This is a genomic window from Nitrospirillum pindoramense (assembly GCF_007827955.1).
Lineage (GTDB): Bacteria > Pseudomonadota > Alphaproteobacteria > Azospirillales > Azospirillaceae > Nitrospirillum > Nitrospirillum amazonense_B.
On the sequence record NZ_VITR01000012.1, the window covers coordinates 51,312 to 64,768 of the forward strand.

Consider the following 13,457-nt stretch of genomic DNA (forward strand, 5'->3'; position numbering starts at 1 on the left):
CCGCCCCTCCAACACAGGGTATCCCGCCATGATCCGCCCCGCCCGCCTGCTGGCGCTCGCCGGTGTCTGCCTGCCCCTGTCCGTGGCAAACGCGGCGCCCACCGAGGCCCCGCCCCCCGGCGACCCGGTGGTGTTCCACTTCGCCACCGTAGGTGACAGCCGGCAGGATCCGGACGACCCCCGCCTGACCATCCATGACGCGCCCTTCCTGCAGGCGACGCGGCAACTGGCCCGCATCAACCGTGAGGTGGAGGCGGCGCACGCCCAGGCGCTGATCTTCCTGGGCGACATGGTCATGGGCTACAGCCCCGATCGGTCGCTGCTGGACCGCCAGTACGCCTATTGGCGCGGCATGATGGCGCCGCTGATGGAGGCCGGCACCTATGTCCTTCCCGTCGCCGGCAACCATGAGACGGAAAGCAAGGTCAAGCAGCCGAACGGCAAGACCCTGAAGCTGGCGAACCCCGCCAATGAGGATTCCTGGCGCGCCAACATGGGCGACCTGCTGCTGGACACCGCGCTGTGGCAGCGGCTGACCGGCGTGCCGGCCACGCACTGGTCGGTGGACAACGCCCCCGCCTCCGGCACCGACCGCATCACCAGCGACCAGCGCCAGTTGACCTACAGCTTCGACGCCGGCCCCGTGCACATCGCCGTCATCAACACCGACCCCAGCGGCGCCGACGGCACCGCCCCCGTCGCCTGGCTGGAGGCCGACCTGACGGCGGCGCAGGCGCGCGGCGCCACCCATCTCTATGTCTTCGGCCACAAGATGGCTTACGGCTACGACTTCCCCGTGGCCAAGAACGGCAAGGCGGAAAAGATGGAGAAGGAAACCGGCCTGGACGCGGGCGACGTGGGGCTGCGCGACGCCTTCTGGCAGACGGTCGAACGCCACCACGCGACGTACTTCTGCGGCCACGAGCACATCTTCCACGCCTGGCAGCCGACCAAGGCCCAGGGCGGCCAGGCCTGGCAGGTCATCATCGGGTCCGGCGGCTCCCCCCTGGCGGCGGTGAAGGCCGGCGGCACGCAGGAGGTGGACCGCCTTTTCGCCTGGGCGGAGGTCTGGGCCTATCGCAGCGGGCGCACCCATATCGCCATCCACGGCTTCGACGAGGGCGACGCGCCCAGCCGCACCCTGCAGGAGTGGGACATCCCCGCCCAGCGCTGACGTCAGGCGGCGGCCAGGCGGCGCAGTTCAATGGCCATGGCGGCCAGCGCCGCCGCCGGCCGCAGGTCGTAATCCTCCAGCGCGAACAGGCGGTGCGACGGGAACCAGGGCCGCACACCCGTGCCCAGCGTGGTCCAGTCGCGCGACGCGAAGCGCCAGCAGGGGGTGCCCACGGCCCCGGCCATTTCCCCCACCGAGGTGGCGGCGCTGATCACCAGGTCACAGGCGGCGGTCAGCGCCGCCGCCGTTTCCAGATCGTCGCGCAAATCGGCGTCCGGGAAGCGATGCAGCGTGATGCCGTGGTCGCGCGCCAGGGCCGCGATCTCCTCCTCCGCCGGCTGGTAGTGCAGGCTGACCGCCACCACCCCCGGCAGGGACAGCAGCGGCAGCCATTGCGGCAGGGTGGAATAGACCCGGGACCGTTCGGAACCCAGCTGCCCCGACCGCCATGCCACGCCCAGCACCAGGGGACGCCCCGGCGCCAGCGCCACCAGCCGGTCCCGCCAATGGGCCACCTTTTCCGGATCCGGCCGCAGAAAGCCACCGTCGCGGCCGGCGAAACCCGTCAGCGTCGGCGCCAGATGGGCCGCCAGATCCCCGGCCGCCACCGTCAGGTCGGCCCCCGCCGCCTCCAGCGCGCCCGCCCCCGTTCGGCGCGGCAGCGGCAGAAAGCGCAGGGTGGGGAAGCTGCGGCCCAGTAGTCCGGCCAAGCGCGGATCGCATTCCACGGAAACGGCCTTGGCCCCCTGATCCGCCGCCAGCGCGGCCAGGGCGGGATAGAGACTGGCGAACAGCAGTTCGTCCCCCAGGCCCTGTTCATGCCAGACCCTGAGGCTGCGCCCCGCCAGGCTTTCGCCGCGCCAGGCGGGCCGGTCGAACCGTGGCGCATGGCCCTTGTCCTCCGCCACGAAGCGATAGGCGTATCCCTGCCAGCCGCGGGACAGCGCGCCCAATTGCAGATCGACCAAGCCACGGTTGAGGCGCGCCGTGGCCAGGGCTGGGTCCAGCGCCACCGCGCGGGCGTAGCTGTCGCCTGCGGCGGCGTACTGGCCGGCGTCGTTCAGGCAGCGCCCCCGGTTGTTCCACACCGTCGCCTGGTCGGGCGCCAGCGCCACGGCCCGGTCCAGCCAGGGCAGGCCGGCGTAGAGGTCCCCATCCCGGCGCAGCGCCTCGCCCAGGCCACAGAGGGCGTCGATGATGACCGGGTCCGGCGTGTCCGGCACCTGGCGCGGCGTCAAGGCCCCGCCCAGCGCCCGGCGAAAGGCGTCGACGGCCGCCGCCGGCCGGTCCAGCGCCAGCAGCGCGGTGCCCAGGTTGGACGCCGCCGCCGCCAGGTCCGGCGCCAAGGCCAGCGCCCGTTCCTGGCAGGCCGCCGCTTCTGCCGCCCGTCCCTGGGCCAGCAGGGCGTTGCCCAGGTTGGTCAGCAGGTCCGGCCGGTCCGGCGTCGCCGCCAGCGCCTGACGGTAGTGGGCCTCCGCCTCCGCCGGCCGGCCCAGTGATTGCAGCACGTTCCCCAGGTTGGAGTGCGCGGCGGCATAATCGGGCATCAACGCCACCGCCCGGCGCAGGAAGGGCAGGCCCGCCTCCGTCCGGCCCACCTGCGCCAAGGCCAGCCCCATGAGGTGCAGGGCCACCGGCTGGTCCGGCTGGCGGTCCAGCACCGCGCGGTACAGCGGCAGGGCGCCAACGGCGTCGCCCGCCTGGTGGCGGGCCGCCGCATCGGCCAGCAGCGCGTCCTCGTCCGGCTCCGGCGGCGGCGTTGGGGCAGAGGTCGGTGGCGTTTGACGCAGCCGGTCCAGCGCCACCACAACCGGCGCCACCGCATCGGCCGCGCGGCCATCGGCGGGGGCCGGGACCACGGCCATGGTGGCGAACCAGGGCCGCACGGCCGTGCCCAGCATGGACCAGTCGAGGCGCGTGCCCACCCGCCACACGGGCACGCCCAAGGCGCCCGCCAGCTCACCGACGGAGGTGGGGGCCGTGACCACCACGTCCAGGCAGGCGGTCAGGGCGCCCGCGGCCTCCAGATCCAGGCGCAGGTCGGTGTCCGGCCAACGGTGCAGGGTGATGCCCAGGGCCGCCTCCACCGCGCGCACCTCATCCTCGACCTCGCCATATTGCAGCATGACGGGTATCACCCCCGGCAGGCGCAGCAGGGGCGCCCAGTCGGCCAGGCGGGTGTAGGCGCTGTCGCGGTCCAGATCCCGCACCATGCTTTGCCAGCACAGGCCCACCCGCAGGCCGGGCCCCAGCGCGTCCAGCCGCCGCCGCCAATGGTCCAGGTGCGCCGGATCCGGCGTCAGGTAGGGTTGGCCACCGAAGTCGCCCAGCCGTCCGCGCAACAGCCGGGGCAGCCCGCCGGCGGGGATGTGCAGGTCGGCGCCGGCAGCCTGGGCGGTGATGAAATCCGCCACCACCGTCACGCGGGTCGCCGCCGCGAAAGCCCGGGTGAAGTAGCCCACCAGCCGCGCGTCGCATTCCAGGACGAATTCCGCCTCGGGATGCGCGGCGATCAGGTCGTGGTAGAGGCTGGCGAACATCAGCTCGTCCCCCAGCCCCTGCTCCCGCCAGACCAGCAGACGGCGGCGGCCCAGCGCCTCCCCCTGCCAACGGGGCTGGGGGAAACGCCGGTCGGGCAGGGCCTGGCCAGCGGCGAAGCGGGCCTGATACCCGTCCCACCCCGGGTTCAGCCGCCCTTCCGCCAGGTCCAGGACGGCCAGGTTGTAGCGCGCCGGGGGGAAGTCCGGCCGCAGGGCCAGCGCCCTCCGAAAGCCGTCGCGCGCCAGCGACTGCATACGCCGCGCCACCTCGCCCGTGGGGCCGCGCTGGCCCAGCCAGGTCAAGGCCAGGTTGTTGGCGGCCTCGACATAGCCGGGGTCCAGGGCCAGGGCCCGTTCATGCTCCAGGCGGGCGGCGCCCCACATCTCCTCCGCCCCCAGGGCCAGGCCCAGGTTGGTCAGGGTGTGGGGTGTCCGCTCCGCCGCCACGGCGGCCCGCGCGGCGTGCAGGGCCTGCCCCGTCCGCCCCAGGCCGGCCAGGGCGCGCGCCTGTTCCACCAGCACCTTGGCATAGCCGGGGCGCAGGGCCAGCGCCCGCTCCGCCGCCGCCAGCGCTGGGGCCCAGGCGCCCCGGTCGTTATGGGTGCCGGCCAGATTGCCCCAGGCTTCGGCGTAATCAGGGGCGCACTCGGTGGCGGTGGCGAAGGCCGCCTGCGCGCCCGCCAGATCGCCCAGCGTGCGCAGGGCCCCGCCCAGGCTGTTGTGGGCCTGGGCGAAGCCGGGGTCCACGGCCACCGCCTGGCGCAGCAGGTGTACCGCCTGCTCCACCTCGCCAACCTGCATCAGGACCACGCCCAGCAGGTGCAGGGCATCGACATCCTGCGGCGCCCGCGCCAGCACGGCGCGGTAGGCCGCCGCCGCCGCCGCCAAATCGCCCGCGCGGTGCGCGGCCATGCCGGACCCGACCGTCGCCCCGTCGGGCGGGGCCGCCGCCTCCTGAGCCAGGCGCAGCAGGCTTTGGCGCATGGCCGGCACCACCTGCTCGGGCGGGCCCCAGCCCGACAGCCACAGGCGCTGCGCCGGCAGCCAGGGCCGCGTGCCGGTGCCCAGCGCCGCCCAGCCGGCCATGTGCTGGAAGCGCCAGGTGGGCACGCCCAGGGCGGCGGACAGTTCGCCCACCGCCGTGCCGGCGGACACCACCAGGTCCAACCCGGCCATCAGGGCGGCCACGCCCTCCTGGTCGTTCCTGAGGTCCAGGTCGTCCCACAGATGCAGGGTCACGCCGGTCGCGGCGATCACCTCCGCCATCTCCGCCGCGGCATCACCCGCGCGGGCGTCATATTGCAGCACCACGAAATGGGTGTGCGGCACGGTCAGCAGCGGCGCCATCTGCATCAGGGTCAGGTACAGGTTCTGACGCCCCAGGCTGCGCAAGCCGCTGCGCCAGCTCAAGCCCACCTTCAGGCCGGACCCCAGGGCGGCCAGCCGGTCCCGCCACGCCGCCGCCCGTTCCGGGTCGGGCCGCAGCCAGGGATCGGTGGTCGTCGGGAAGTCCCCAAGCGCCCCGCGCAGCAGGGCCGGCAAACCGCCCAGGGGCACATGCATGTCGGCATCACGCGGGGTGTTGGTGCGGCCCCGCACGTCCAGGACCATGCCCGCCGGCACTTGGGGGGCCAGGGCACGGGCCAGCAGGCCGGCAAGCCGGGCATCCATCTCCACCACCAGCCGGCGGCAGCCGCGCGCGCCCAGCCATCGCAGCAGATCGGGCAGGCAGCCGGCGAACATGATCTCATCGCCCAGGCCTTGCTCCGCCCACACCAGCAAGGTGCGGCCCCGCACGTCGCCCCCGGTCCAGGCCGGCAGGGTCAGATCCGCCCGGGCCGGGCTGTCCGGCACGGCGAAACGGGCGGGATAATCGCGCCACCCCGCCGCCAGCTCGCCATGCTCCAGCGCGGCATAGGCCATGTTGACCCGGGCGGCGGGCCAACCTGGCCGCAGTTCCAGGGCGCGTCGGTAATGCTCGCGGGCCTCCGTCATGCGATGCATGTCGTAAAGCAGCCGGCCGAGGGTGAGGTGGACGTCGGGGCTGTCCGGCTGCACCGCCAGGGCCGCGCGCAGATGGACAAGGCCGCCCCCCGGATCGCCCATCAACTGACACAGGCTGGCCAACCCCAGCAGGGCGGGAACCGAGGTCGGCTCCATGGCCAGCGCCCGGACGAACGCCTCCCGCGCGTCGGCGGCCTCGTTCAGCTTGGTCAGGGCCAGACCCAGGTTGACCCAGCCGCCGATCCAGGCGGGGTCGGCCTCTGTCGCGCGGCGCTGCGCCTCCGCCGCCGCCTTCAGATCGCCCAGCGCGTCCAACGCCAGGCCCCGGTTGGCATGCAGGGCGGCACGCCCCGGCGCCAACCGCAGGGCCCGGTCATGGCAGCGCAAGCCATCCGCCGCCTGGCCCAGGCCCACCAGCGCCAGCCCCAGGCCGGACAGGGCGTCCGGATTGTCGGGCCCCAGGGCCAGCACCTGGCGATAGCGGTCGGCCGCCGCCGCCCAGCGCTGTTCCCGCCGCAGCAGGCCGGCCAGCGCCGCCAACGCGACCGCATGCCCCGCATCCGCCGCCCGGCCCAGCCGGTCAACGGCCCTATCCGTGTCGCCAGCGTCGCGGGCCGCCATGCCTTCCGCATACAGCGCGTCGGGAGAGGCCGGCGGCGCGTCGATACTGGCTGGGATACTGGCTGGAACGGCGGCGGCCAGGCTGGCCAGCCGCCAGGCGAGGCCCGGCAGCGTGACGCCGATGACCTCGCCCTCCGGCGGGAAAAAGGATTGCTGGCTGGAAAACCAGGGCCGCGCGCCGGTGCCCAGCCGCGTCCATTCAAAGGTGGGACCCAGGCGCCAGCAGGGCACCCCCAAAGCGCCCGCCAGTTCCGACACGGCGGTGCCGGCCGCCACCACCAGGTCCAGCCCGGACATGAGCGCGGCGACCGCGTCCAGGTCGTCACGCTGGTCGAGATCGGGCCAACGGTGGATGCGTATGCCCAGGCGCGCCTCCGCCGCCACGATCTCCGGCTCCGCCGCCGCCGAATCATATTGGAGGCTGATGAACTGGATGCCGGCCAGCCGCAGCAGGGGGTCCCATTCATCCAGCTGCGGATACAGCAGGCGTCCGCGTTCGGCGGTGCGCAGGCCGCTGCGCCAACATAGGCCCACCTTCAGCCCGGAGCCCAGCGCGGCAAGGCGCCCAGCCCAGACGCTCGCCAAGGCAGGGTCGGCGGTCAAGTAAGCGGGGCGCCCCTCGGCGAACCGCGACAGGGCGGGCCGCAGCAGGGCCGGCAGATCGCCCGCCGACAGGGCGGCATCCACCGGCGGCGCATCCTGGCCCCCCGGGGCGATGACGGCGCCGGGAAAGGCACGGCCGAACAACGCGGCCAGGCGCGGCTCGCAATCAATGACCAGGCGCCCCACCTGGCCCATGAGATCCGGATAGAGGCTGGCGAACAGCAGCTCATCCCCCAATCCCTGCTCGCGCCGCACCAGCAGGGTACGACCGTCCAGGGGCTGGCCGCGCCAGGGCGGGGCCGGCAGCGGGGCCGCCGCCTGCCCCCCCAGGGCACGGCGGGCATAGCCGGACCAGCCGGCGGTGAGGTCGCCTTGCGCCAGGCGGGCCAGGCCCAGGTTGAAGGCGATCAGGGCCTCCCCGGGATCCCGCGCCGCCGCGGCGGCCAGGCAGCGTGCGCCATCGGCCAGGCGGCCCTGGGCCACCAGCGCCGTGCCCAGGTTGCCCTGCGCGTGCGCCATGTCCGGCGCCAGCGTCAGCGCCTGCCGCGCCAGGGATTCCGCCTGCCACGGCGCGCCCAGGGCGGTCATGGTCCCCGCCAGGTTGACCAGCGCCTCCGCATTGTCCGGGGCCATGCGCAAGGCGTGCAGCAAGGCGGCCTCCGCCCCCGCCAAATCGTCGCGGTCGCGCAGCAGCGCCCCCAGGTTGGACGCGGCCGGCGCCAGGGCGGGGTCCGCCGCCAGGGCGCGACGGTAGGCGTCTTCCGCCTCCGCCGGGCGGCCCAGCTGGCGCAGGATGTTGCCCAGATTGTTCAAGGGCATGGCCGATTGGCCGGGTGGCAACAGGGTCAAGGCCTGCTCGATCGCCGGCACCGCCCCGGCGGCGTCGCCTGCCTGGAAACGGGCCAGGCCCAGCAGATGCAGGGCCTGGGCCCGGGCTGGCGGCGCCAGCGTGCCCCACTGGAGCAAGGTATCGAGTGCGGCCACCGCCTCGGCGGGGCGACCCGCCGAGAACAGGTCGTAGGCCTGGACGAGGGTGGGCAGCACCGGCGGGGGGGAGGCCGGCACCGACGCCATCGGTTTCATTTCGATATCGAAATCAGCCAGTGCCGCCAGGGTGATCCGCACCCTGTCCAGGGCGTCGGCCACGGTCTTGGCCGGAAAGATGCGCATGGACGGGTACCAGGGCCGCACACCCGTCCCCAGCATGGACCAATCGCCCTCAAGCTCCAGGCGCCAGATGGGCACGCCCAGGGCCCCGGCCAGTTCCCCGACGGAGGTGGGCGCGGTGATGATCAAATCCAGGGCGGAAACCAGGGCGGCCACGCCCTCGATGTCGTTGCGCTGGTCCAGGTCGGCGAAGCGGTGCGGCAGGGGCACGCCCTCCGCCGCGGCAGCCCGCCGCTCGGCCGTGACGTCGCTGTATTGCAGATCAACCCAGACGATGCCGGGCAGGGACAGCAAGGGTGCCCAGCGCGTGAGCCCCAGATAATTGGGATCCCGGTGCGGCGCCTTGACCCCGGAGGTCCAGGACATGCCGATCTTCAGGCCCGCCCCCAAGGCCGCCAGCCGCTGGCGCCACCGCGCCACGGCCGCGGCTTCGGCGGAGAGCCAGCCGCCGGCGCGTCCGGCGAACGCGCGCAGGCTGTCGCCGAACAGGGCCGGCAGGCTGCCGGCGGGCAGATGCACGTCGAAATCGTCGCCGGCCTGGGGTTCGGGTCGCAACTCCACCCGGTCGGCCAAATCAGGCAGGTCCCGCCGCAGATAGCGGCCCATCAGGCCCACCAGCCGGGGTTCGGTCAGGATGACGACACTGCCGCCGGATGCCAGGGCGGCGCGAATGGCCGGGACGTAAAAGGGGGAGAACATGAATTCATCCCCCAATCCCTGTTCGCGCCAGATCATGAGGCGCCGCCCCCGCAGAGCATCCCCCGCCCAGCGGGGCCGGTCAGGGTAGCGCCAAGGCTTGGTATTTCCGACAACGAAACGATAGGCGTAATCGTCCCAGCCGTCCCGCAGCCGGCCCAGGGCCAGCCGCACGGGGGCGCGATTGTGGTGGGCGACCGGATCTTCGGGATACAGCGCCAGCGCTTGCGTGAACGCCGCGTCCGCCCCCACCAGGTCACCCTGGACCTGAAGCGCGTTGGCCAGGGCGATCAGGGCCTGTTGGCTGGTCGGATCCTGCGCCAGCGCCCGGCGCGCCATGATCAGCGCGCCGTCGCCATCGTAAAGCTGGCGCATCAGGTCGCTGAGACTGGACAGCGCCCAGACGTCCGTGGGGGCGATGTCCAGCAGGCTGCCGTACGCCGCCTGGGCCGCCGGATAATCATTCAACGCGCGATGGGCCAGGGCCAGCGACCGCCAGGCGGAGAGGGATCGCGGATGCAGGCGCAGGGTGCGGGTCAGCAAGGCCACCGCCGCCGCCGCGTCCCCCTGCTCCAGCACCAAAAGACTCAGGTTTTCCAGGATCCCCTGGTCGTCCGGCCGCACGGCCAGCGCGCGTTCCACCAGGGCGCGCCCCTCCGCCGACCGCCCCTGCTGATGGCAGGCGACGCCGCCGAGGTTGAGCGCGTCGGGGTGCGCCGGGTCGATGGCCAGGATGCGACGGTACAGCGCCTCCGCCCCCGCCAGGTCGCCCGCGCGGTGCCGGTCCATGGCCTGGGCCAACAGGCCAGCGGTGTCGCCGCCACCCTTCGCACCGTTCCCGGCCCCGCCGTGGACCATTCTTCACCTGTCAGGGACATTGTTTGGAGATTGAACCGCCCACCGCCCGCCGGCCGTGGGGGTCATCCCCGTGTAACCACCCCTTCAGGATAGCAGTTGTGGGGTGACTACATAAACCACACAGATTGTTGATACTTGCAGCGGTGTTGGCGCTATACTCCCGCAATTCATCCGGCGACCGTCCTTTGCGGCGATCACCGCGACTTTCTGGCCGGGGGGACGGTCCCGTCGGCGGCGGGAGCAGACATGACGTCGAAATTCCTCAAATCCGCCATGGCCGATTTCAACGGCGCGTCCATCCTGATCACCGGCGGAACGGGGTCCTTTGGCCGCCAGTTCGTGCGCTATCTTCTGGAACACGCCAAGCCGCGCCGGATCATCATCTTCTCCCGCGATGAATTCAAACAGTACGAGATGCAGCAGCAGCTGGGTGCCGCGCATGAAGGCGTGCTGCGCTTTTTCATCGGCGATGTGCGGGACCGGTCGCGCCTGGAAATGGCGATGCGCGAGGTCGACTACTGCATCCACGCCGCCGCCCTGAAGCATGTGCCCACGGCGGAATACAACCCCATCGAATGCATCCGCACCAACGTCTATGGCGCGGAAAACGTGGTGCACGCGGCGCTCGCCGCCGGCGTGCGCAAGGTCATCGCCCTGTCCACCGACAAGGCGGCCAGCCCCATCAACCTGTATGGCGCCAGCAAGCTGGCGTCGGACAAGATTTTCGTGGCGTCCAACAACCTGTCGGGGTCGGTGGGCACCCGGTTCGCCGTCGTGCGCTATGGCAACGTGGTGGGGTCGCGCGGCAGCGTCATCCCCCTGTTCCGCCGCCTGATCGCCGAGGGCGCGGCGGAACTGCCCATCACCGACGACCGCATGACGCGCTTCTGGATCACCCTGCAGCATGGGGTGGAGTTCGTGGCCTCCTGCTTCGGCATGATGCAGGGGGGCGAGATCTACGTGCCCAAGATCCCCAGCATGCGGGTCAGCGACCTGGCCCGCTGCATGGCGCCGGATCTGCCGCACAAGGTGATTGGCATCCGCCCCGGCGAAAAGCTGCATGAGGTCATGATCACCGAGGATGACAGCCGCCAGACCTTCGAGATGGAGGACCGCTACGTCATCGAGCCGGCGTTCAACTGGTGGACGCGGCAGGCCTACGTCAAGCTGGGCGCCAAGCCCGTGGCCGACGGCTTCAGCTACCGCAGCGACAGCAACACCGACTGGCTGACGCCCGAACGCCTGGCCGTGCTGTTGCAGAGGCCGTGATGGCCACACCCCCGCCCTTCCTGCCCTATGGCCGGCAAAGCATAGACGAGGACGACATCGCCGCCGTCGCCGCCGTGCTGCGGGGCGACTGGCTGACCCAGGGGCCCACCGTCAGCCGCTTCGAACAGGCCTTCGCCGACGTGGTGGGCGCCCGGCACGCCATCGCCTGCGCCAACGGCACCGCCGCCCTGCACCTGGCGTGCATGGCCCTGGACCTGGGGCCGGGGGACGCGATGGTGGTGCCCAGCGTCACCTTCCTGGCCACGGCCAACGCCGCCCGCTATTGCGGGGCGGAGGTGGCGTTCGCCGACGTTGATCCCCTGACCGGCCTGATGGGCCGGGCGCAGGCGGAGGCGGCACTGGCGCGGGCGGAGGCCGCCGGCTGGCGGGTGCGGGCCCTGGCACCGGTCCACCTGGCCGGCCAGGCGGCGGACATGGACGCCCTGGCCGACCTGGCCGAAGCGCGCGGCCTGGCCCTGATCGAGGACGCCTGCCACGCCGTGGGCAGCCGGCGCGCCGGGCGCGGGGGGGACAGCATCGCCATCGGCGCCTGCGATCGGTCCGCCATGGCCTGCTTCTCCTTCCATCCCGTCAAGACCATCGCCGCCGGCGAAGGCGGCATGGTCACCACCAACGACGACGCCCTGGCGCGCGCCCTGCGCCGCGACGTCAGCCACGGCATGGTGCGCGACCCGGCAGCCTTCCAGGACCGCGAGGCGGCCTTCGCCGCCGATGGTGCCATCAACCCCTGGTATTACGAGATGCCGTCGCCGGGGTACAATTACCGCCTGACCGACATCCAGGCCGCGCTGGGCCTGAGCCAATTGGGCAAGCTGGACCGGTTCGTGGCCCGCCGGGCGGAGATGGCGGCCCGGTATGACGACCGGTTGGCGCCGTTGGCTCCCCTCATCCGGCCCGCCGGGCGCAGCGGCGGGACGCCCGCCTGGCACCTGTACGTGGCGTTGCTGGACTTCGCGGCGCTGGGCCGGGACCGCGCCGCCGTCATGGCGCAGTTGCGGGCGGCCGGTGTGGGCAGCCAGGTGCATTACATCCCGGTCCACCACCAGCCCTATTACCGGGCGCGCTATGGCCGCCTGGACCTGCCGGGCGCCGATGGCTGGTACGGCGCCTGCCTGTCCCTGCCGCTGTTCCCGGCCATGACGGACGGCGACGTTGACCGGGTGGCGGCGGCACTGGCACGGCTGGCCGGGGCGTGATCAGCCCGCCCGGGCGGCCAACCGGGCCAGTCGTTCCTGATAGCCGGCCGGATAGAGGGCCAACTGGCGCTGCATGAGCGGGCCGCCTTCCTGGTTGGCTTCTCGGTAGGTGGCGACGGCTTCCTGGGATTGGCCGGCGCCATCCAGGACCATGGCCAGCAGCAGCTTGGTCAGGGGCTGGTTGGGCGCCTGCGCGCTGGCCTGCCGCAGGCTGGCCACCGCCTGGGCCAGGGCCCCGGTTTCAAACTCCACCAGACCCCGGCACTGGTTGGCGAAATAGTTGCGCGGCTCCCGCTGGCAACCCGCCTGGGCATGGGCCATGGCCTGCGCGGCATCCCCCCGGCGCAGCGCTACCACGGCGCGATAGCTTTCCGGCACGGCCCAGCCGGTATCGATCGCGGCGCACCGCGCGAAATGTTCTTCCGCCGCCGCCAGGTCGCCGGCGCACAGGTCGCGCATGCCCCATTGGTGCAGCAGGTTCTTGTCTTCGCCGCCGGATCCTGAATCGGCGAGGTAGCGCTCAATCTCCGGCAGCGCCTCCTGCGGGCGCACCAGCCGGACCAGGCAGCGGATGACCTGAAAGCGCAGGTCCGGGCGGGTGGGCACCAGCCGGCTGGCGACCTGCGCAGCCGCCAGCGCCAGTTCCGTGCGCTGCACCTGGCCATCATCCCAATAGGCGAACAGCGTGTTGGATACATCGGCGAGGGCGGTCGCCACATCCTCGGCGGAGGCCGCCGGGATGTCCGTCCCCAAGGTCAGCGCGTGGGCCCAGGCGGCCAGCGCATCGCCGGCGCGGCCCTGGACCTGGGCGGCCAGGCCGGCCAGCGCCGGCACGCGGATATCGCTGGCGGGCGCCTGGTCCGCCACACGGCGGGCCCAGCCCCCCCCCTCCGCCTTGCCATCCTTCAGCAGCCGGGCGGCCAGGGCGGCGCAGCCGTCCAGCCAAAGGGCCGGCGCGCGGGCCTGCAGGTCAGCCTGGCGCTGGCGCGCCGCGTCGGCATGGCCCAGCCTTTCCTCGGCCAGCACCAGCAGGGGGTAGACGATGGCCAGATCGGGCTGGATCTCCATCGCGCGCTGCAGGGCGCCGAGGGCCGCCTGGGCGTCGCCGCCCATCAGCAGGGCGATGCCCATCTCGAAATGATAGTTGGCGAAGGTGGTCTGGCGTATGCGGTCCCGCCAGCGGCCGATCGCCGCCTCGTCCAGCGCGATTGCCGCCTGTGCCCCTGCCGTCACGCTCATCTCCTGCCTTGGTCGACGCCGAACCGTCGGCGCACTCTATCAGGGCGCCCGGTCCCCAATCCATCGCCT

Annotated in this window: 5 protein-coding genes; 3 read left to right on the top strand and 2 right to left on the bottom strand. The window is 72.7% G+C overall.

The window, feature by feature from the left end; all coding sequences use genetic code 11:
• Nucleotides 1–28 precede the first annotated feature (28 nt).
• Complete coding sequence (locus tag FBZ90_RS19425) at nucleotides 29–1,174, top strand: metallophosphoesterase family protein (RefSeq protein WP_186455927.1); 1,146 nt, start codon at nucleotides 29–31, stop codon at nucleotides 1,172–1,174.
• 2 nt (nucleotides 1,175–1,176) lie between these two features.
• On the opposite strand, the gene FBZ90_RS28685 is transcribed toward FBZ90_RS19425, so the two are convergent.
• Nucleotides 1,177–9,663, bottom strand: a complete 8,487-nt coding sequence (locus FBZ90_RS28685; protein WP_145734648.1) for a tetratricopeptide repeat protein — start codon at nucleotides 9,661–9,663, stop codon at nucleotides 1,177–1,179.
• Between the two features lie 246 nt (nucleotides 9,664–9,909).
• On the opposite strand from FBZ90_RS28685, the gene pseB reads away from it, so the two are divergent.
• Together pseB and pseC are read left to right on the top strand one after the other, a co-directional pair.
• Entirely contained in the window at nucleotides 9,910–10,932 is a 1,023-nt protein-coding gene (gene pseB / locus FBZ90_RS19435) for a UDP-N-acetylglucosamine 4,6-dehydratase (inverting) (RefSeq protein ID WP_145734649.1), read from the top strand.
• Nucleotides 10,932–12,149: a UDP-4-amino-4,6-dideoxy-N-acetyl-beta-L-altrosamine transaminase gene (gene pseC, locus FBZ90_RS19440; RefSeq protein ID WP_145734650.1), complete on the top strand. Its 1,218-nt coding sequence runs from the start codon at nucleotides 10,932–10,934 to the stop codon at nucleotides 12,147–12,149. Before pseB ends, pseC begins: the two co-directional genes overlap by 1 nt.
• On the opposite strand, the gene FBZ90_RS19445 is transcribed toward pseC, so the two are convergent.
• Nucleotides 12,150–13,388 (bottom strand): tetratricopeptide repeat protein, encoded by a 1,239-nt coding sequence (locus tag FBZ90_RS19445; RefSeq protein ID WP_145734651.1) that lies wholly within the window; start codon nucleotides 13,386–13,388, stop codon nucleotides 12,150–12,152.
• Nucleotides 13,389–13,457: the final 69 nt, after the last annotated feature.